Genomic DNA, 19,968 nt, shown 5'->3' with positions numbered 1-19,968 from the left:
AACCCAGTTACTGATCTCATGCGATCAATTCCATATGCGGGCCCTGGTGCACCGCCAAATACACTCGGTCGCGCAGAATGTTCGTCTCTGGATCGGTCAGGGTGCGGTGCAGAGGTCTGAACACGATTCGCACGAGAGCATTGACCTGATTAGGTTTGAGGCCGAGACGGCGGCGCGCAGGCTCCGGAAGCGCTTCATAGGTTGTCCGGGTCATCACGCTGACGGTCTCGACATCTTCTAGTCGGTCAGTGACAGCGGTTCTGATGCGATCGCCGATCGTTTCATCGTCATCTTCTTCGTTGATCACGATGGAAATATCACGGCTGATCGCCGGCAGAGTTGAGACCGGGGCCCATGGGTTCAGATGATGCATCTGCTGCTCGATCCGGGGATCCGAAGTACGGAGGACACGGATATCGTCGATCCCTTTTCGCAACATCAAAGCCCGGTCAAGGCCCATGCCCAGCGCTAAACCTGACCATTTATCGGGGTCGAGTCCTGCGGTGATGAGCACGTCAGGTTCAATGAGCCCACATTCGGCCAGTTCAAGCCACTCACCGTTGATCAACACATCGAGTTGTCTTCCAGATCCATCGGCGGTGTAGGGGTGGATCGCGGGCACCGCTCGCCATTGGGCCCCTGGAATGACCGCCTCTGCGATCACGACGAGCATGTGGTCTAGGTCTGTCGAGGTCAGACGCGTTGTCGAAGCGATGCGCCAGAGATCGACTTGGTGGGGTTCCCCGACATGAGTGCGGTCGATGGCGTCGCGACGGTAGACCAACCCGGGGAGAACCTGCAGTTCGTCGAGTCCCTCGTCTGGTCTAAGGGATCGTAAAAGCCAGGGGATGGAGGCGGAGGTGTGGCTGCGCAGCATGACTGTTGGACTCAGGTAGCGGGAGTACCTGATGTCTCGGGTGATGGCGCCCGGGTCGAATCCAAGCCGGTCATAGTTGTCCTCGACGGGAACTACAGGGCTGCTTCTGTGCCATCGCGCGGGCACGCCCCAATTGTCGGTGAGTGCATCGACCACAGCGGCAAGTAACTCCTGCATGGCATGGGGGCCATCAGCCGGGTCGGAGAGGTCGCGGAGGGTCAGCGCGGCGGTGACTTGATCAGAAGAGAGATAGGTAGAGATGACAGGTCCTTTGGGTGCGAAGTTGGTAGGGGAGAACTCCCTCGGCCAACCCGTCGCCGTGGACCTGGCTAAATACGCCCGCGCAGCCCATGGCGGCCGGTTGCCGGCCGAGGGCTGATAAATCGCTGAATGATGAGCATTCCTAAAAGGTAGCGCCGCGAACATGGATCTGCAACCGAGAACGTGGTGCGATCTGTGGGGGATGGGCCGAAAGACAAGGACTCAAAGACTGCTCAGCGGGGCTGTCGAACTCCAGGAGGTCGGAGGGGCTGAAAGTCGCGGCGAGCATTCGGATTCGCAGCAGGTCTTGCTTGCGCTAACCGCAGATCATCACCGGATCTCAACCACTTCATGCGCAGAACCTAAGCATCGGACGCCGTCGAGCCCTGCTAGCGCGTGTCTGGGGTGTAGCAGTGGTGAAAACGTGCCTGCTGTGCGGATAGGCAACAGGGGTTAGTCCGGTCTCGAGGGCCAGGGATTCATTCATGATGGTCTCGAACGTGACGCGCGTATTAGGCCACCACGAACGCTGGGAACTTCGAAGGCAGACGCGGCCATGTGGTTCACGTCGAGCCGGCATCTCCGGCTGAAGGCTTTTCCCATCCCGTACGCAGCAGGGAGCGCAGGGCGTTACTCGAGGCCCCATCGGCCAGCACAGCGCCGCCGACCCACACAGTGGCCAACACGCCGAGGAACAGTTCGCGCTCGCCTACCCACGGGTGAGCTCGATCATCGCGCTGGGCCGCGGCAAGAAAATGACCCGTGGTCTCGACCAGTGCTTCGCAGGTGATGGCCAAGGGAGAGGTGTCCTGCGACAGCGCCGCTCGAAGCGGCTCGGGCAGTCCGTCGAAAACCGTGACGTACTCACTGAGCGCCTGCAGCCATGCTTGCAGGGCGGCACCGGAATCGCTTTGGTGCCGCTGGATGGCTTCCCTGCGGGCTTGCAACTCATCCCAACGGGCCTGCAGCAGTGCGGCCAAGAGGGCTTCCCGGGTGGGGAAGTGGCGATATAGGGTGCCTGGCCCCAGGCCCGCGCTTTTGGCGATGTCGTGCATCGGTCCGTCTACGCCCTGCTCGGCGAAGAACTGCTCGGCCACTTCGAGGATGTGGCTGCGGTTGCGTTCCTTGTCCGACCGCGTTTTTCGGGTGCTCGCAGCTCGATGGCTCATCGTGGGTCGCCTCTCTTTGACAAAACGGACACTGCGTCCTTATCTTATAGGAAGGTAAGCGGACGGGCTGTCCATATAGTGAGGGGCGGTCGTTGCTCACCGGAAACCTCGACCCGTTCGGGTCATTCACCCATGACGTAAGGAAGACCGACGTGAGCAACAACTCGTTCCTACTCGGAGCCGTGCTCGGGGAGATGCACGGCAATCACCCAGGTGCCTGGCGGATGCCGACCGCTGATCCGGGCTCCTACACCGACACGACCTCCCTCGTGCGCGCGGCTCAGAGCGCCGAACGCGGTGGTCTGGACTACATCTTCCTTCCCGACCGAGTCTTCATCTGGGGAGACCTGGAATCCAGGCCGCCCATCGTGACGATGGAGCCGACCTTGACCCTGGCGGCGATTGCCCCCGCCACCCGCCGGATCGGCCTGGTCACCACGCTCTCGACCTCCTTCGTCGAGCCGTACACGATCGCTCGTCAGCTGCGCGCACTGGACGTGATGAGCCACGGTCGCGCCGGCTGGCAGGCCATCCCCAGCTACGAACCAGAAGCCTTCGCCAACTACGGACTCCCCGTTCCACCGCGTGAGGAGAAGTACGAACGCTTCAACGAAGTCATCCAGATCACCCAGGCGCTGTGGGGAAGCTGGGACAGGGCGGCGGGGGCCCCCGACAAGGCTGCAGGTCGGTTCGCTGACACCTCACAGATTCGCCCCATCAACATCCAGGGTCGTCATGTCGCCTCACGGGGGCCGCTGCAAATTCCCCCGTCGGAGCAGGGTCAGCCGGTGATCTTCATGCCCTTCGCCAGCGGCCTGGGTGTGCAGGCCGCCGCCAAGTACGCCAACGGCATCATCGCCCATTCCTCCTCGATGGAGCAGGCCAAAGCCCATCGCGAGATGATGCGTTCGATGACGGTGGAAGCTGGCAGAGACGCGGACGAGGTGAAGTTCCTCTCCTTCTTCACCCTCACGGTCGGCGCCACCCTTGAGGAGGCCGTCCGGAGACGCATGGTGCTGGAAGAGGCCGCCGGGATCGAGGGGCGTCTGGCTCAGCTCTCTGCCGTCATCGGAGTGCGCTTGGACCCAGCTGATCGCGATAAGCCGCTCACCCCGACACAGGCTTTGGGGCTGCGGCCCCATCCCGGAGTCGCGCAGGCCGCGTACGCCATCGAGCTCGCCCAGCAGGGGCGGACCCCGCATGAGATTCTCGGTCATGGAGTGCTTGACCAAGCTCCCTCCCTGGTCGGAACCGCTGAACAGATCGCAGACACGCTGCAGGAGTGGGTGCAGTCCGGTGCCTCCGACGGTTTTACCATCGTCATCGATGACCTGCACGACGGGATGGATGCCTTCGTAGACCAGGTTGTGCCAGTCCTGCGGCGGCGCGGTCTGCGCCCTGACGATTACACCGGCGAGACATTGCGTGATCACCTCGGCCTGCCTGAGCAGCTCGGCATGGACCCGCGCCTGGACACCGCGTCATGACTGCGGGACAGAGTTCAACTCCTCGACAGGTGGCTGAAGCGATCACACCGGGGCAGATGCGCCACGCACTGGCGGGGTTCTCGACCGGCTTGTCAGTCGTTGCCGCTGAAGTCGACGGACAGATCGTCGGCATGCCGGCAAACTCGCTCGTGTCGGTGTCGCTGGATCCACCGCTCGTCTCGCTGTCGTTCGCGCACACGTCGACGACGTGGCCGGTCCTGCGGCAGGCCGAGCGGTGGGGAATCAGTGTGCTCGGTGTCGAACACGAGGAGGTGCTGAGAAGTCTGCGACGACCTGCTTCCTCGAGGTTTGATGGCCTCCAGATGGAAGTCAGAGGCCAGGCAGCCTTTGTCGACGGTGCGCTCGCGACCATCGAGGTCCTCCCTCGTACCGCGGTCGAGGCAGGTGATCACACACTGATGCTGCTTGATGTGGTTGCCCTCGACCGCGACGAGGACCGCGAGCCCCTTGTGTTCTTCGATAGTCGCGTCCGGAAGCTTGCGAGATAGCGAGCTTCCGGAGCTGAGGAACGTCGCGCAGCACCGCCGCGCTGGCTGGGGTACCCGGTGAGGGATCCTTTCGCGGACGGTTCAGCCCTCCTAAGGCTCGTGACGGGGTAGCCTCGCCGCCATGAGCGGAACACCTCAGGCACGCAGAATCGTCGGGCTCTTTCCCGGCTACAGGTGCGACTGGCCCATGCGGTAAAGAGATGCGGCATCAAACCGGGCGCGCTCCAGATATCATGTGAGTCATGACACAGTTTGTGCTCATTCACGGGGCCTTTCACGGTGGTTGGTGCTGGGATCCAGTCGCCACGAATTTAAGGGAGGCTGGTCACACCGTCGTGACCCCTGATCTACCTGGGGCCGGCGATGATGACACTCCCCACGAGGAGGTCACCCTGGACGCGGCAACGGAGAAAGTGATAGACGCGTTGCGTGCGTTGGATGAGCCGGCGGTGCTAGTTGGACACAGCATGGGTGGGGTTGTCATTACTCAAGCCGCGGCTCAAGCTCCGGAGTTAGTCTTGCGCCTTGTCTATTTGGCCGCGTTCCGTCCTAGTCATGGAGAGTCTTTACTGGATCTCACCGGGTTGCCGGAAGGTGTTGGTGATGGAGTCCAGGCCAACATCACCGTGGCTGGGGACCCTCCAGTAGCTACGTTCGACGCATCCAAGGCGCTGGGCGTTTTCTACAACGACGTGCCGGAAGAGGTTGCTCAACTCGCGACGAGTCGTCTAGACCCGCAGCCTTTGGCCGTGTTTGCCACGCCTATTGATATCGAGGGTGCAGAGATGCCACCCGCGGAGTACGTCATCTGCGCGGCGGATCACGCCATCCCCCAGCATTACAGGTGTTAATGGCCTGTCGCCCCCAAGCCCAAGTTCATGAGCTTCCGGCGGGGCACTCCGCCTTCTACTCCCATACCGCCGAGGTCGTCGAAATACTCATCGGGGCCGCGAATGAGATCTCTGGCGATTCCAACCTGACAGTCCCTGTCTAGACTGCGCCGGCACGTGCGCCAGAGTCTCCAGGAAGCGATTCCGGTGGCATCGGCAAGTCTTGTCGCTCCGCCTAAGAGCAACGGTGCCAGACTTAGGGGATCCGGAAGAAGATCGTTGCGGTAACGCTTAATGCTGTTCATCGTCGGAGAGGTCTACACCGAACTCAAAGCCGGGCCGTTGAACCCGACCAGAGGCTCCGCATGGTTGGAGGCTACCGAGGCCGGCGCAACGAGTCAGCCAACGTGACGCCCAACCGGGGAATCTCGGACAAAGGCGCTCCCATCGAAGCGACCTAAGGGTGGGTCACTGAGGACGGCGATGTGGTCAGTGACCCGACCGAGCGCCGTCTGTTCTTCTTCGACTTCGCGGTGGGTGACGACGGTGATCTGTAAGACTGAACGGTGGACCATCGGTTACCGGTCGTTCTGTGCGCCTTGGATGAATAACCGCATCGTTTGCGGCCGAACAGTTCAAGCCCTGCTGTGGCCCTGCATGAACTGTTCCGACGTCAGACGTTCTCCCAGCTTGTTTGCAGCGTCGAGCATTGTGGGCACGTACCGGTCCAGATCCTCGCGCATGGAGTAGCTGACGATACCGATGGCTGCTTTGAGGGCGGGGCCCGCAAAGACCGGTACAGCCACCGAGGAGGACCCGGGGTGGTATTCCTGATGGCTCAGCGCGTATCGCTGGGACCGAATCTGTGTGAGTTCGCGGGTCAGAGAGTTGCGATCGGTCAGCGTCGCCTCGGTGTAGCGCTCGAGGGGCATAGCGAGGATCGCTTCCGTGAACGCCTTTTCCCCGAACGCCAGCAGAACCTTTCCAATGCCAGTGGCGTGTAGGGGCATGCGGGAACCGATCCGGGACGCGTGTGGGGCTGTCGTGTCGGCGGTGAGTTTTTCCAGGTAGAGCGCGTGGACACCCTCGCAGACAGCCAGCTGGACGGTGTCCCCGGATTCATATTGGAGGCTGAGGAGGAACGGCATGGCCATTTCTCTTAGCTGTCCATACCAAGGTGCCATGACGCCCATCTCCCACAGCCGAATGCCTAGCCCGTATCGTCCGTGCTCGAAGCGCTCGAGGAACCGGCCATCAACGAGCTCCCCCACGAGCCTGTATACGGTGGACATCGGGATGCCGGCCCGACGAGAAATCTCCGTCAGAGTCATCAACTGATGGTCTAGGTCGAAGGACCCCAGCACTTCCAGCGCACGGCCGGTGACTGACTTGACCGGACTGCGATAGGGCTCTCCAGTGGCCTTCCCAAGTGGGGCGGGGTTCATGGGACCTGTCTCCATTCTAGGTTCACAGTAGGGGTCTTGGCGGGCTCATAGGCGAGTCAAGACCAGGCGTTTCGGACAGCGCCTTGGCCACGTGGGCGGCCACAACTTTCATCTCGGCCAGGAGGCGCTGCTCCTGCACTGCGTTGGGTCGGTCAACGGGTGTCTTGTCGGGTTTGTGCCCGGGAAGCGGCGCGGCGCTGAGGGCCATCGGGGGGCGTCCTGTGGCGTGGATAGGTACGGCATATTCAGTGCCGTTGTACCGGTCGGTCGTTAGTGCCCAGCCTTGTTCCTGGACGGCGCGAACGATGCGTGCCAAAAGTGAACCCTCAGGTTCCCCCAGCGCGGGTCTGGTGGGGGCGGTTTCGCCCATGGTCGCGAGGATAACGTGGCCGGCGGCGCAGCCAGACAGAGGCATGGACCGCCCCGCGCCACCGCCGGGGTCACTGGCGCCGTTGGGCAGCACTTCTTCTAAGCACAGGGCACGCTGTTCGCGCAGTCCGTGGACCCGCACGATCATACGTCCGCGGATCGCTAGCTGGAGCAACACCGAGCGCAGTCCCTGGCCGATGACGTCGTGTGTGGGGGAGAGAACCCCCAGCTCCCAGACCAGCGGACCAATGCAATACAGGCCTGCGGGGGTGCGGTCGATCGCCCCAAGCCCCTCGAGTGTGGTCAGCATGCGGTAAGTGGTCGGGGTTGGCAGTCCGCAGCGCTTGGCGATCTGAGACAGGGGCATGGCTCGGTGTGCATGGTCGAAGGAAGAAAGCACCGAAAAGATGCGCTCGGCCACGGACTTTGGGGGTGAGTCATCTTGCGGGTCAGGCACCATAGCTCTCCTATCTCTGGTCCCTATAGTACGAATAGATTCTGTTCAGTGAAACATCTAGGCCCTCACTCGTCTTGATCCCCGCTACGACAAGCCAATGGACACTGCCTTTTCACTGAGTGAAATGCTTCCTAGTGATACAGCTCACCTTCTGCCACTCTGGGGGAACGTTGACATACGCGAGGCCCACTACGACGGGTCTGACCATTTCCTGGCACAGCCGGGACGCGCCGATTCAAGCACCACGGGGAGCACACTATGACTTCTGAGACGAACAACCAGCGCAGGGCCGAGCATGACGGCGACAACCGTTCATTCCCGGATCCATACAGCCTTCTAACCCCTGTGGGCGCTGAGGGGTGGGAGGAGATGTACGCCTATCACAACAGGTTCTTGCCCGAGCGGAAGACAGAGGACTCTGCCAAGACGTGGTTCCGCAACTCGTTGCACTTCCCCGAGGTCTCCTACCCGTTCGACCAGTCCATCATCGACGGATCCTTCACCGGCACCGGAGTGACCAACACCCGCGTCTTCGCGCTGCCTCCGGCCAAAGGTTTGGATGTGCGAGTGATCAATGGATACACGTATATGTCCGCACTGCCCAGCCCGGACGAGGAGGAACAAGCTCGCCGAGCGGAGGAGTTCGCCGCCCGAGCGAGCTATTACTTCCAGAATTGGGATGCCCTCTACGAGGAGTGGATAGGTCGGGTGACCGAGGCGATCCAAGGAGTGGGGGCGCTGGAAGTCCCGGCGTTGAGTGAGTTTGAGCCGCTCGCGTACGTCACGAAAGACCGAGGACCGACTCAGGGCAATCAGCTGCTTGCCGCCTATCACCGTCTCCTCGAGTACGGCGATCAGATCTGGACCCTGCACTCGGAGTTTCTGAACCTTGGCTATACCGCGTATCTTCAGTTCCTGACGCTGTGCAAGGAGAATTTCCCAGAGATCGATGATCAGACCGTCTCCCGCATGGTCAGCGGCGTGGATGTGCTGCTGTTCCGCCCGGATGATGAATTGCGCAAACTCGCGAATCGCGCTGAGGAACTCGGTGTAGGCGACCAGGTGTTGAACTCCAAGGATGAGCAGAGCCTCTCCACAAACCTGGGGGGCACCCCTTCCGGGCAACAGTGGTTGGAGGCACTGGAGCAGGCGAAGGACCCGTGGTTCAACTTCTCCTACGGCTCGGGCATGTACCACTCCCACCGTTCTTGGATCGATGACCTGGCAATGCCCATTCGAGGCATCGGGGACTATATCGAACGACTGCGTGCTGGAGAGGACCTCACCCGACCGACGCAGAGGGTCGCGTCCGAGCGCGATGAGATCGTGGAACAGTACCGAGACCTGCTGGATGAAGACGTCGTCGAAGCGTTTGATCAGGCCTTGGAGCTCTCCCGCACCGTGTTCCCCTACGTGGAGAATCACAACTTCTATGTCGAGCACTGGTTCCTGACCAACTTCTGGAACAAGGTCCGTGAGTTCTCCGCCCGATTTGTGGAATGGGGCTTCTGGGGCGATGTTGAGGACGTCTTCTTCCTGCGCCGTGCTGAGGTCGAAGAAGCCATCCATGACCTGCAGATGGCCTGGGGCGCAGGTGGCACGCCTCAGGGCGGATTCCACTGGCCAGCCATCATCGCCAAGCGCAAGGAAATCTACAAGGCGCTCTCAGAGTGGAGTCCGCCGCCGGCTCTGGGCCCCGTGCCCGAGCAGGTCAACGAACCGTTGACGATCATGCTGTGGGGCATCACACCCGAGACGGTGGAACGCTGGCTCGATGCCCAGGACGGCAACGCATCCAAGAGCGTCTTGACGGGTTTCGCAGGATCCCCGGGAGTCGCCGAAGGTCCAGCTCGCGTGTTGCTGCGCCCGGATGAGCTGGACACCATCCAGCACGGGGAGATCCTCGTGGCCCCAGTGACCAGTCCCAGTTGGACCCCGGTGTTCGGTCGCATTCGCGCAGCGGTCAGCGACATCGGCGGCATCATGTGCCATGCGGCGATCGTCTCGCGGGAATACGAGCTGCCCGCGGTCGTCGGCGTCGGCTTCGGAACCTCCACCATCAAGACCGGCCAGTGGGTGCGGGTCGACGGTGACAAGGGCGTAGTGACCATCCTGGGCGAGGCGCCGACGACTGACTCCGACGCGCCAGAAACTGTTTAAGGAGATCGACCATGGGAAAGTACACCAAGCGCTTCGAGGAGCTGAGCTCCACCGACCGTGAGACAGTGGGCGGCAAATGCGCGAGCCTCGGTGAAATGGTACAGGCTCAGTTGCCCGTGCCGGCCGGATTCGCGGTCACTGTCGATGCATACGAGGACTTCCGCGACACGCAGGGACGACGTCAGAAGCTCAGAGACATCGTCACCGGCGTTGACCCAGAAAACTCCGCATCCCTGCAATTGGCTCACGACCAGGCTGTCGCACTGATCCTGGAAGCCGAGCTCCCTGCGACGATTCAGGATGAGATCACAGAGGCGTACCTCCAGCTCACGAACGAAGTGGCTGCTCGACGCGGGGAGGACAAAAGTGACCGAATCGCCGTGGCGGTGCGCTCGTCTTCGGTCGACGAAGACGGCGACGCCGCCAGCTTCGCCGGCCAGCAGGAGACCTACCTCTGGGTGACAGGGGTCGATGACGTCATCGCGAAGGTTCGCGAGTGTTGGGCCAGCCTCTACACTCCCCAAGCCGTGGCCTATCGCTCCCGGATGCCCGAGACCGAAGGCATGGAGGCCTCGAAGATCTCCGTGGCGGTCCAGCTCATGGCCGATGCCGATGTGGCCGGAGTGACCTTCACCGTCAGCCCGCGCACCGGTGACCGCTCTGTGGTGGCGATCAACGCCAGCTGGGGTCTGGGCCAGGCCGTGGTCTCAGGCGAAGTGACGCCGGATGAATTCTGGCTCTCCAAGGTAGGCCCGAAGATCACCGAGCGCCGGATCGCCCGGAAGGATCACGAGTACGTGCCCAACCCTGAAGGAACGGGCATCGTGTTCCAGGAGGTGGACGAGGCCCGCCGCGAAGAACCGTGCCTCAGCGATGAGGAGCTCTTCCAACTGTGCGAGATCGGAGTGCGCGTGGAGAAGCACTATGGCTTTCCGCAGGACATCGAATGGGCCATGGAACGCCACGCCGACGGCACCTCTCACGTGATGTTGCTGCAGGCTCGGCCCGAAACCCACTGGAAGAAGCGCCGAGCGGATAAGGACAAGAAAACTCCGGCCACCACGACCGGCCTGTTGAACCTCGTATCCCAAGCCGCGAAAGGAGCCCAAGGATGACCAACGAAGAACACGTCAGCTGGCAAGATCTGTTGGATCTCGTCACCCAGCTCGAACACAACTCCTACGAGGCAGCCAGCGTCCAATTTGGCGACGTCTCAGTACGCCTGTCCAAAGCTGGATCCCTGCCCACCGAGACGAACTCCTCCCCAGCCGCACAAGCCTCGACGACGGCCCCGGCAGTGTCTCAGGCTCCGGCGACTCCCTCAGCTGCGCAGCCCACGGCCCCATCCGCTCCGGAACCCGTCGTTGCACCAGTCACGGAGTCCGTAGCGGGGGAGGCGATCACTGCTCCAATGATTGGGGTCTTCTACCGCAGTCCATCACCGGGGACGCCCGCCTTTGTGCAGGAGGGCGAGGAGGTTCAAGCCGACACCACGATCGGGATCATCGAGGTCATGAAACTGATGAACCCGGTGACCGCTGGAGTGGCCGGGCAGCTGGTGTCCTTCAGCGTCGCAGACAACGAACAGGTCGAGTTTGGCCAGGAACTGGCCATGGTTGATACGGGGGTAAATAGTGAGCACCGCTGAGGCGCCGAAGAAGCCTGTCGTGCTCATCGCCAACCGCGGAGAGATCGCGGTGCGGATCGCTGCGGCTGCCCGCCGTATCGGGGCCAGCCCGGTTCTTGCAGTCAGTGCAGCAGATGTGAATTCGACCGCCGCACGAAATTGTGACCGGGTGGTGGTGATCGGTCCGGCCCAGGCGAGCAGCTCCTATCTCAAGGCCGAGTACATCGCCGAGGCCGCCGTCCACGTCGGGGCCGATGTCGTCCACCCCGGATACGGGTTCTTGAGCGAACAGCCTGAATTGACAGAGATGCTTGAGGCCGAGGGGATTGCCTTCGCCGGCCCACGCGCAGAGACCCTGCGTGCGGTGGGAGACAAGAGCAGCGCTCGCGCGGTGGCGGTGGCCGCCGGGGTTCCTGTGGCTCCGGCGATGGAGATCACAGATCCCGCCAACACAGCTGATCTAGCAGATGAGATCGGTTTCCCTGCGCTGATAAAGGCCGTGCACGGAGGCGGAGGTAAGGGCATCCGCCTCGTCCACGACGCCGAGGATCTGGCCCGCCAGGCCCCCCAGGCCGCCGCGGAAGCTCAGGGCGCATTTGGCAATGGGGCGCTCTATGTGGAGCGCTACTACGGGGCAGCCCGGCATGTCGAGGTCCAAGTTTTCGGCGATGGCCATGGTGGCGCCCAGATCTTTGGGGACCGTGACTGCTCCGTGCAGCGCCGCCATCAGAAACTCATCGAGGAGTGCCCTGCCCCGGGGCTTTCGGAACAGCGGCGACGGATCGTCCACGACTCCTCTCGCGCCCTGGTCGAACGGCTGGCCTACCGAGGAGCGGGCACCGTGGAATTCTTGGTCGACACGGCCTCGGAGGATGTCGTTTTCCTCGAGGTCAACGCCCGCATCCAGGTCGAGCACCCCGTGACAGAAGAGGCTTTTGGAGTGGACCTGGTCGCCGCTCAGTTGCGGCTTGCTCTGGGTCAGGACCCTGAGCTGCCCGACGTGCCGCCCGTCCCGGCATCTTCGGTGATCGAATTGCGGGTCAACGCCGAGGACCCCGCTGAGGATTTCCGCCCCAACCCGGGGCTCATCAAGAAGGTCGAGTGGCCCCGAGGCCCCGGCATCCGAGTGGAGACTCACGTGTATGACGGCTACCGCTTCCCGCCCTTCTACGACAGCCTCATGGGCAAGCTCATCGTACGGGCCCATGATCGTCCTGCCGCAATCGCTGCTGCCCTGGCCGCGGCCGAGAACACCGTGGTCGAAGGGATTGCCACGACCCTGCCCATGCACTGTCACGTCCTGTCCCAACGCGAGTTCGTCGCCGGTGGAGTGACGACGTCATGGTTCGAACCGATGTGGCAGCAGCGAAACTCGCCCCGACCAGTGAAGGAGGCTGCGCGATGAGCGCAACCCAGACCCAACCTGCCGACACCGTCCGGAACGGGCGCGGTCCTGTCCGTTTTGTTGACACCAGCCTGCGTGACGGTAACCAGAGCCTGTGGGGAGCTATCGGCCTGACCACCGGCATGGTCGAGGCCCTCGGCCAAGCCATAGATCGAGCCGGATATCACGCCCTGGACTTCACCAGCTCCACGAACTTGTCCATGGGGGTGAAATTCCACCAGGAGAACCCGTGGGAGCGAATCTCCCGGATGCGCGCGGTCACCCCTGACACCCAGCTCTCGGCCATCACCCCGGGCATGCGCTTCATGTCTTGGGAGAAGTCCCCGGAGACCGTGATGCGCATGGCCCTGCGTCTGATGGCCCGCCATGGAGTACGTCGGCTGCAAGTGGCTGATCCCATGAACGACGCCGACGCAGTAGAGCGAGTCTCCCGCTGGGCCAAGGAAGAAGGGATCAACCACGTCGTGGCGGCCCTGACGTTCACCGACAGCCCGGTGCACACCGACGACAGCTATACCGAGAACCTGGACCGCTTCGTGGCCGATGGCAACATCGATGCCGTCTACCTCAAGGACCCCGGGGGGCTGCTCACCGTGGAACGCACCCGCAGCCTCATCCCCAAGCTCCGCGCAGGTGCCGGGGACACGACTCTGGAGCTGCACAGCCACTGCACCACTGGAACAGCATCGGAACTCTACGTCGTCGCTGCCGAACTGGGCGTGGACGTATTGCACACGGGCCTGGGGCCGCTGTCCAACGGCACCGCCCAGCCCAGCATCGAGCAACTAGTGAAGAACCTCGACGCTGTGGGCATCGATTACGCCCTCGATCTCGATGCGGTCAAGGAAGCTGCCGAGATCCTGAGGGAGATCGCTAGTTCCCAGGGGCTGGAACCGGGCCGGCCGACTGAATTCGATCTCTCCCCGCACCAGCACCAGGTTCCCGGCGGAATGATGTCCACGTTGAAACGCCAATTGGACGAGATCAAGATGGTTGATGCCCTGCCGGAGGTGATCGACGAGGTCAAAGCGGTGCGTCGTGAGATCGGCTATCCCATCATGGTGACCCCGTTCAGCCAGTTCGTCGGCAGTCAGTCGCTGCTTAACGTCATGGCGGTCCGCAACGGGCAGGAACGCTACAGTCGCATCCCCGACGAGGTCATGCACTTCGTGTTGGGCCACTATGGCACCCCTGCCGGTGCCATAGCGCCAGAGGTCGCGGCGAAAGTTGAGGCCTCGTCACGCGCCGCGCAACTCTCCGCTGAACCGACCCCGGTGACAGTCGACGAGCTTCAGGCCGAGTATGCCGAGCGTCTCGGTCGTTCTATGGATGAGGAAGAGCTGTTGCTGCGCGTGGTGCTGCCCAGCGAACAGGTCGAGGCCATGCGCGCCGCAGGCCCGGCCCCAACCTGGTCTCCGGGTGGTGTGGACGCCCCCGTGACGAACCCTGCCCAGTTCATCAAGGCAGTTCAGGATCTGCCTGGTTGGAGACACCTCGCCGTGCACAAGAACGGACAACGTGTGGAACTGCAGCGCACGAGTGAACCCCCTACAGGAGCCCCCCAATGACTGTCCAAACCCTCGAGAGCCGAATCGCCGAAGTGCGTGGGGTGATGCTCGACATCGATGGGTGTCTCATCATTTCGGATAAGCCTGCCGGTGAACACGGCCAGCCCCTGCCCGGAGCAGTGGAACTCATCGGGGCCATCCGTCGATCGGGGCGCTCCCTGGTGGTGTTCACCAATGGCTCCCAGAAGACACCCGAAAAGATCGCGGAGGGTCTGCGCTCGGCAGGACTGGACGTGACCGACGAGGAGGTCATGACGCCGGCTGTCGTTGCCGCCGAGGTTATCGCCAGGCGCCATCCCGGGGACTTGATCCTCGCTTTCGGAGGAACTGGAGTCACGGATCAGTTTGAGCAGCGAGGGATCGCTCTCGCCGACCATGAGGAGGCGTTTCGAAACGGACCTCCATCAGTGGCTGCGGTGGTCATAGGTTGGGACACTGAATTCGGTCGGGACAAGCTCCGAATCGCTGCTGAGGCCGTTGCCGCCGGAGCGGTTGTCTACTGCACATCCGACGCGCCCAGCTTCGCCTCGGCCTCCCGGTTGAATGTGGGGGTCTCTGGGTTCATCGCCTCGGGATTGGCCCATGTCACTGGGCAGCCCTATCGGACCCTTGGGAAGCCTTCCCCAGAGGCCATGGAAGCCATTGAAATGCGGCTGGGTGTCGCAGCGGAGGAAATGGTGGTTCTCGGTGATGACCTCGTCCTGGAATGTTCCATGGCCAAACGCCACGGCGCACTCGCTGGACTTGTCACCACTGGCACTCACTCGGCGCAGGATGCACTAGCCGCCGGTCCGGATCGTTCCCCTGACTTCGTCATCGACAGCCTCCACGAGATCATCGGAAGTTTCCAAGACGCTCCCATGCTCTCCGGCAAGAAGGGATTCTGATGCCTGTCAACTCTGGCACCACCGATACAGGGACCGGACTCTCGACCACTGACTCCCGGCGCCCCGTCACGTGGGCGCCGACCGAACAGTTCCGCACGAGCACTCGCATGTGGGACTTCATGCTGTGGCTGGGCCGCACCCGGGGTGTTGATCTCAATGACTACCGGGAGCTGTGGCGGTGGTCGGTGACCGAGTTGTCCGAGTTTTGGGCCGCTGTGGCCGAGTATTTCGAGTTGATCGGCGATGACCTGCACGGTCCTGCCCTGGTCGAGGAGCGCATGCCGGGGGCTGTCTGGTACCCGGGCGCACACATCAACTACGCGGAGAATGTTCTGCGCCATGCAGCCGATCCTGCATTGGCTGACACCACTGCGGTGCTCACCATTGAAGAGGACAACTCCACCCAAACCCTGACGTGGCGGGAACTCGAAACTCAGGTGGCTTCGTTCGCCTCCGCGCTCCGCCAGCAGGGGGTGCGTCCCGGCGACTGCGTGGCGGCCGTGTTGCCCAACGTGCCCGAGGCGCTGATCGGATTGCTGGCGACTGCGTCCATCGGGGCGGTGTGGACGATCAACTCACCAGAACTCTCCCCGTCCGCCACGCTGGACCGGGTCCGTCAGCTCGAACCCACGGTATTCATCGGAAGCGACGGTTACCGCTTCAACGGCAAAGAGCTCGGTCGCCTGGACCACATGGCGGAGGTGATCGAAGGCCTGCCCACCGTTGAGCACGTGATCGTCGTCCGCAATCTGGACCCTGAACTCAGCATGCCGGCGGGTCAGACGGCATTCGACGAGATGGCGAGCCATACTGCGGCGCCATACTATGAGCGACTGCCCTTCGATCACCCGTTGTGGGTGCTGTTCTCCTCCGGGACTACGGGCCAGCCCAAGGGCATCATCCACGGCCACGGCGGAATGCTTCTCGAGGCATGCAAAGGTACCGGATTGAACCAGAACATGGGGCCGGGCGACCTCTATTATGTGGCGGCCAACACCTCTTGGATGGTATGGAACACCTTGGTCAATAACATGGCATCAGGAGCCGCTGTGGTGACCTATGCCGGGTCTCCCACCTACGGTCGCAAGGACCGACAGTTCGATGTGCTGGCGTCAACTGGAGCCACGATGTTCGGCGTGGGAGCCGCCTACCTCACGCTCGTCGAGCGCACCGGATTGGAACCCGGCACGGACTGGGACCTGTCCCGACTGAAGTCGATACTCTCCACAGGTTCCCCGCTGCCGGACTCGACCTGGGCGTGGGTGCACCGGGCCGTCAAAACCGATGTCCATCTGGGTTCAGACTCTGGAGGGACCGACATCTGCAGCGGGTTCATCGGCTCCAACCCGTTGGAACCGGTCCACCTTGGAGAGCTTCAGGGCCCGCTGCTGGGTGTGGCGGTGCAGGCCTGGGATGACAACGGCGGAAGCGTCGTCGGCGACGTGGGAGAAATGGTGATCACTCGCCCCATGCCCTCCATGCCGGTCCGCTTCTGGGATGATCCGGATGCTTCCAAGTATCAGGCCGCCTATTTCGAGAAGTACCCCGGGGTGTGGTGCCAGGGAGATTGGATCACTGAGACGCCTGAGGGGACGTTCATCGTCCACGGCCGCTCCGATGCCACGCTCAACCGCCAGGGCGTCCGCCTGGGCTCTGCCGACATCTACGCCGCATTAGAAGGTATCGCAGAGATTCAGGACTCTCTGGTGGTCGGTGCCGAGCAGCCCGACGGTGGATATTACATGCCGATGTTCGTCGTGCTCAGCGAGGAGACGGAGCTGGAAGACGAGCTTATTGAGCGGGTGAAGCAACAGATCAAGAACCGCACCTCTGCTCGTCACGTTCCCGACGAGATCATCCAAGTTCCGGCCATTCCCAAAACGCACTCCAACAAGCGCGTAGAGGTCCCGGTGAAGAAGCTGTTTGCGGGCGTCGTGCCAGAACGGGCCGTGAACTTTACGTCGCTGGCCAACCCAGAGGCCATGCAGTGGTTCATCGAGGCTGCTCAGCACTTCCACCAGAAGAAGGCATAAACGTGAGACCCAGTTCTACTTGCAAACCCGACTTGCCGGCCATGGGCGGCCCACGCTGCTGGAAGAACTGCGCCCCGCATCCGCCAACGCCCCTCGAGCTAGCCCGAACCCGGAGGATCCTACGATGACCTACGAGTATGGTCTCGACCTCGCGTCTTTGGACGCGATTGACATGCACGTGCACATCGAGTGCTCCGACCACGGGCACCCGTCCCTGCCCGCCGCACTGACCAAGGCCTCGGCCAAGTACTTTAAATCCGAGGACCGCTCCCCGTCCCTGGACACCATCGCCGAGCGCTACCGGCAGTGGCGGATGGCCGCCGTCGTCTTCACCGTCGACGCCACCACGGCCCTGGGTCACGAGCCCAACTCCATCGAGGAGATCGCCGAAGGCGCGGCCCGCAACAACGACGTGCTAATCCCCTTTGGCTCCGTGGACCCGCTCCAAGGGCACGAGTCGGTGGAGCGCGCTCGTAGGCTCGTCGAGGAATACGGCGTCAAAGGCTTCAAGTTCCACCCGTCCCTGCAGGGCTTCAATCCCTCGGACGAGCAGTTTTATCCGCTCTACGAGGCGATCCAGGACTTGGGTGTGCCGACCCTGTTCCACACCGGCCAGAACGGCATGGGCGCCGGGCTGCCCGGTGGGGGCGGCATCAAGCTGGGTTACTCCAACCCGCTCCTGCTGGACGCGGTGGCCGCCGACTTTCCCGAGCTTCAGGTCATCATGGCCCACCCTTCAGTCCCGTGGCAGGAGGAGGCCAACTCCATCGCCACCCACAAAGCCAACGTGTGGATCGACCTCTCCGGCTGGTCGCCCAAGTACTTCCCTGAGTCGCTGGTGAGAGCATCCAACCGGATGCTCCAGGACAAGGTCCTCTTCGGCACCGACTACCCGCTGATCACCCCACAGAAGTGGATTGGTGCCTTCGAGGAGCAGTCCTTCACAGACGAGGCCCGCCCCAAGATCCTCAAAGACAATGCCGTGCGCTTGCTTGGACTGGAGGAGGCGTAAGCACAAGTGGTCAGGACGTCCACCTGCGGAGGGTCCAATGCGCAGAGGGGCCTTCACCGGCTGTGTCTTTGGTTCTAGGGTGGGCGTGTGCGGTGATTGATTCGCCTCCATCGCGCAGTTGTATGTGGAATGTAGAAGGCCTCGTCGAACTCGCTTCAGTTCGGCGGGGCCTTCAAGCTTCGCGACGAGCCCCTTGTGTTCTTCGATAGTCGCGTCCGGAAGCTGGCGAGATCGCGAGCTTCCGGAGCTGAGGAACGTCGCGCAGCACCGCCGTGCTGGCGGGGGTGCCCGGTGAAAAATCCCTTACCGGACGTTCTCCAGGGTCTTGTGCGGAGGTGTCTCGTAGCTGGGGAGCATTCGAACCCGCCGACACGCTTGGATAAAGCCTCTGGTGCGCGATTTCGCGAATCTTGGGTAGAGGAGAAGTGTCTCGTCCGGTTGCCTTGCAACGATCCTTTGAGACGAATCAAGGCTGGCGAGACATCGGGTTAGTGCTCAACAGAGAAGGCCATGTCTGCCAATCAAGCGACCCGTGGATCCAGGCCGTACTGGACGGGAGCACCTAGGTGATCACGCAGGGTCTCACCCTCATAGTCCTCATGGAAGAGACCGCGGCGCTGCAGGATAGGCACCACCTCGTCAACGAAGGTGTCGATCCCGTCTTCATAGACGTCGGGGGAGAACCAGAACCCGTCGCAGGCGCCTGCTTCGAACCATTCCTGCATGTGATCGGCCGTGACCTCGGCGGGTCCGATGGGGGAGGGGTGGTAGTCGATGATCCCGTGATAGAGGATGTCCCGCACGGACCAGCCCTCCCGAGCGATCCTCAGCGCCGTCTCGGATCGTGGGTCTGAAGGGTTGGCTCGCGCGGTCGCGAGCTTGTCCGCGCTCAACGGGTGGTCCAGATCCTCGGGGGTGAGGGAAAGGCTGAGCATCATGCCCAGGTAACCGACCCGCTGGTGGATGCTCGGTTCCACGAAGCGTCCCCGACGGTTCAGTGCGTCACGTTTGGTCGGGGCGATGGCGGGCATGATCCCGGCAATGAACTTGATCTCCTCGGGATCGCGTCCTGCCTGTTCGGCTGCGCGGCGGACGTTCTGGCGCTGCCGGATGGAGTCTTCGATTGTGAACGTCGCCCCGATGACGGCGTTGGCGTAGCGGCCAGCGATGCCGAGACCGTGAGGGCTGCCGCCGGCCTGGAAGATCACCGGCTGGCCCTGCTTCGACGGCGGCACCTCCAGTGGCCCGCGGGAGGCCACGTGTTGGCCTTGGAGGTTGATGGGCTGGATCTTGGAGAGGTCGGCGAAGACTCCAGCTTCCTTGTCGGCTATCCAGGCGTCTTTCTCCCAGCTGCCCCATAGTGCTTGGATGATCTGGATGACTTCATGGGCCCGGGCGTACCGGGTCTCCTTGTCAGCGATCTGGGAGCCGAAGTTTGCCGCGATCGCCGGGTCGGTGCTGGTGACCGCGTTCCACCCGATGCGGCCCCCACTCATCACATCCAGGGTCTTGAGGGTGCGAGCGAGGTTATAGGGCTCAGAGAAGCTGGTCGAGGCTGTGGTGGCGAATCCGATCTTCTTGGTCGCCCGGGCCATGACCGCCATTGTGATGAAGGGGTCCATGGTCAGCATGGGTGCGACGTCGTCGGCTTTCTGGCTCTGTGAGGCGAAGTCGGGCAGGAACACGAATTGGAACTTCCCTCGCTCGGCGGCCTGGGCGTATCGGGCGTGGGCGTCGAGGTTCGCGTAGTTATAGGGGTCCACGTTCTCGGCCTGCCAGGCGTGTGCCTGGGCGCCGTATCCGTTGCCCATCTGCATGCCGATTAGCATCTTTTTCTCGTTCACTTGGTCGAACCTTTCTCATCGTGCGTCA

Annotated in this window: 16 protein-coding genes; 11 read left to right on the top strand and 5 right to left on the bottom strand. The window is 62.5% G+C overall.

The genetic code is table 11. From position 1 onward, the window contains the following. Nucleotides 1-16 precede the first annotated feature (16 nt). Both srmL and LTH93_RS06535 read right to left on the bottom strand, forming a co-directional pair. Nucleotides 17-1,303, bottom strand: a complete 1,287-nt coding sequence (gene srmL / locus LTH93_RS06540) for a PheS-related mystery ligase SrmL (protein ID WP_241470480.1) — start codon at nucleotides 1,301-1,303, stop codon at nucleotides 17-19. 398 nt (nucleotides 1,304-1,701) lie between these two features. Next, on the bottom strand, nucleotides 1,702-2,307 hold the full coding sequence (locus tag LTH93_RS06535; RefSeq protein ID WP_241470479.1) for a TetR/AcrR family transcriptional regulator: 606 nt from the start codon (nucleotides 2,305-2,307) through the stop codon (nucleotides 1,702-1,704). Between the two features lie 152 nt (nucleotides 2,308-2,459). On the opposite strand from LTH93_RS06535, the gene LTH93_RS06530 reads away from it, so the two are divergent. The 3 genes from LTH93_RS06530 (at nucleotide 2,460) to LTH93_RS06520 (ending at nucleotide 5,154) form a co-directional block, all read left to right on the top strand. Beyond that, on the top strand, nucleotides 2,460-3,794 hold the full coding sequence (locus LTH93_RS06530) for an NtaA/DmoA family FMN-dependent monooxygenase (RefSeq protein ID WP_241470478.1): 1,335 nt from the start codon (nucleotides 2,460-2,462) through the stop codon (nucleotides 3,792-3,794). Nucleotides 3,795-3,823: 29 nt separating this feature from the next. Further along, nucleotides 3,824-4,303, top strand: coding sequence for a flavin reductase family protein (locus LTH93_RS06525; RefSeq protein WP_241470477.1), 480 nt, complete (start codon nucleotides 3,824-3,826; stop codon nucleotides 4,301-4,303). Between the two features lie 242 nt (nucleotides 4,304-4,545). Then, nucleotides 4,546-5,154 carry an alpha/beta fold hydrolase gene (locus LTH93_RS06520; RefSeq protein ID WP_241470476.1) on the top strand — a complete coding sequence of 203 codons (609 nt, stop codon included), beginning with the start codon at nucleotides 4,546-4,548 and terminating at the stop codon, nucleotides 5,152-5,154. A gap of 614 nt (nucleotides 5,155-5,768) precedes the next feature. Here the strand turns inward: LTH93_RS06520 and LTH93_RS06515 are convergent. After that, a complete protein-coding gene (locus tag LTH93_RS06515) occupies nucleotides 5,769-6,578 on the bottom strand; it encodes an IclR family transcriptional regulator (RefSeq protein ID WP_241470475.1) in 810 nt (269 codons plus the stop codon). Between the two features lie 22 nt (nucleotides 6,579-6,600). Then, nucleotides 6,601-7,368: a helix-turn-helix domain-containing protein gene (locus LTH93_RS06510; RefSeq protein ID WP_241470474.1), complete on the bottom strand. Its 768-nt coding sequence runs from the start codon at nucleotides 7,366-7,368 to the stop codon at nucleotides 6,601-6,603. A 294-nt stretch (nucleotides 7,369-7,662) separates the two neighbouring features. Between LTH93_RS06510 and LTH93_RS06505 the strand changes: the two genes are divergently transcribed. The 8 genes from LTH93_RS06505 (at nucleotide 7,663) to LTH93_RS06470 (ending at nucleotide 18,096) form a co-directional block, all read left to right on the top strand. Further along, on the top strand, nucleotides 7,663-9,564 hold the full coding sequence (locus LTH93_RS06505; RefSeq protein WP_241470473.1) for a PEP-utilizing enzyme: 1,902 nt from the start codon (nucleotides 7,663-7,665) through the stop codon (nucleotides 9,562-9,564). Between the two features lie 11 nt (nucleotides 9,565-9,575). Beyond that, a complete protein-coding gene (locus LTH93_RS06500; RefSeq protein ID WP_241470472.1) occupies nucleotides 9,576-10,679 on the top strand; it encodes a PEP/pyruvate-binding domain-containing protein in 1,104 nt (367 codons plus the stop codon). Beyond that, nucleotides 10,676-11,212 (top strand): acetyl-CoA carboxylase biotin carboxyl carrier protein, encoded by a 537-nt coding sequence (locus LTH93_RS06495; RefSeq protein WP_241470471.1) that lies wholly within the window; start codon nucleotides 10,676-10,678, stop codon nucleotides 11,210-11,212. The genes LTH93_RS06500 and LTH93_RS06495 overlap by 4 nt, the downstream gene beginning before the upstream one ends. After that, nucleotides 11,199-12,596 (top strand): ATP-binding protein, encoded by a 1,398-nt coding sequence (locus LTH93_RS13465; RefSeq protein ID WP_241470470.1) that lies wholly within the window; start codon nucleotides 11,199-11,201, stop codon nucleotides 12,594-12,596. Before LTH93_RS06495 ends, LTH93_RS13465 begins: the two co-directional genes overlap by 14 nt. After that, nucleotides 12,533-14,164, top strand: coding sequence for a pyruvate/oxaloacetate carboxyltransferase (locus tag LTH93_RS06485; protein ID WP_370642704.1), 1,632 nt, complete (start codon nucleotides 12,533-12,535; stop codon nucleotides 14,162-14,164). The genes LTH93_RS13465 and LTH93_RS06485 overlap by 64 nt, the downstream gene beginning before the upstream one ends. Next, on the top strand, nucleotides 14,161-15,051 hold the full coding sequence (locus tag LTH93_RS06480; protein ID WP_241470468.1) for an HAD-IIA family hydrolase: 891 nt from the start codon (nucleotides 14,161-14,163) through the stop codon (nucleotides 15,049-15,051). The genes LTH93_RS06485 and LTH93_RS06480 overlap by 4 nt, the downstream gene beginning before the upstream one ends. Beyond that, on the top strand, nucleotides 15,051-17,084 hold the full coding sequence (locus LTH93_RS06475) for an acetoacetate--CoA ligase (protein ID WP_255727363.1): 2,034 nt from the start codon (nucleotides 15,051-15,053) through the stop codon (nucleotides 17,082-17,084). The genes LTH93_RS06480 and LTH93_RS06475 overlap by 1 nt, the downstream gene beginning before the upstream one ends. A gap of 124 nt (nucleotides 17,085-17,208) precedes the next feature. Next, nucleotides 17,209-18,096, top strand: a complete 888-nt coding sequence (locus LTH93_RS06470) for an amidohydrolase family protein (RefSeq protein WP_241470466.1) — start codon at nucleotides 17,209-17,211, stop codon at nucleotides 18,094-18,096. 521 nt (nucleotides 18,097-18,617) lie between these two features. Here LTH93_RS06470 and LTH93_RS06465 read toward each other — a convergent pair. After that, on the bottom strand, nucleotides 18,618-19,940 hold the full coding sequence (locus tag LTH93_RS06465) for an NtaA/DmoA family FMN-dependent monooxygenase (protein WP_241470465.1): 1,323 nt from the start codon (nucleotides 19,938-19,940) through the stop codon (nucleotides 18,618-18,620). Nucleotides 19,941-19,968: the final 28 nt, after the last annotated feature.

It is taken from the genome of Nesterenkonia sp. DZ6 (genome assembly GCF_022565835.1).
Lineage (GTDB): Bacteria > Actinomycetota > Actinomycetes > Actinomycetales > Micrococcaceae > Nesterenkonia.
Note: the sequence above shows the minus strand (reverse complement) of the source record. Positions and strands in the feature narration are given on the sequence as shown.

What these genes read in the sequence shown, in the direction of transcription:
- srmL (WP_241470480.1), bottom strand. Translation starts at nt 1,303, where the DNA reads ATGTTCGCGGCGCTACCTTTTAGGAATGCTCATCATTCAGCGATTTAT.
- LTH93_RS06535 (WP_241470479.1), bottom strand. Translation starts at nt 2,307, where the DNA reads ATGAGCCATCGAGCTGCGAGCACCCGAAAAACGCGGTCGGACAAGGAA.
- LTH93_RS06520 (WP_241470476.1), top strand. Translation starts at nt 4,546, where the DNA reads ATGACACAGTTTGTGCTCATTCACGGGGCCTTTCACGGTGGTTGGTGC.
- LTH93_RS06515 (WP_241470475.1), bottom strand. Translation starts at nt 6,578, where the DNA reads ATGAACCCCGCCCCACTTGGGAAGGCCACTGGAGAGCCCTATCGCAGT.
- LTH93_RS06505 (WP_241470473.1), top strand. Translation starts at nt 7,663, where the DNA reads ATGACTTCTGAGACGAACAACCAGCGCAGGGCCGAGCATGACGGCGAC.
- LTH93_RS06500 (WP_241470472.1), top strand. Translation starts at nt 9,576, where the DNA reads ATGGGAAAGTACACCAAGCGCTTCGAGGAGCTGAGCTCCACCGACCGT.
- LTH93_RS06495 (WP_241470471.1), top strand. Translation starts at nt 10,676, where the DNA reads ATGACCAACGAAGAACACGTCAGCTGGCAAGATCTGTTGGATCTCGTC.
- LTH93_RS06485 (WP_370642704.1), top strand. Translation starts at nt 12,533, where the DNA reads ATGGTTCGAACCGATGTGGCAGCAGCGAAACTCGCCCCGACCAGTGAA.
- LTH93_RS06480 (WP_241470468.1), top strand. Translation starts at nt 14,161, where the DNA reads ATGACTGTCCAAACCCTCGAGAGCCGAATCGCCGAAGTGCGTGGGGTG.
- LTH93_RS06475 (WP_255727363.1), top strand. Translation starts at nt 15,051, where the DNA reads ATGCCTGTCAACTCTGGCACCACCGATACAGGGACCGGACTCTCGACC.
- LTH93_RS06470 (WP_241470466.1), top strand. Translation starts at nt 17,209, where the DNA reads ATGACCTACGAGTATGGTCTCGACCTCGCGTCTTTGGACGCGATTGAC.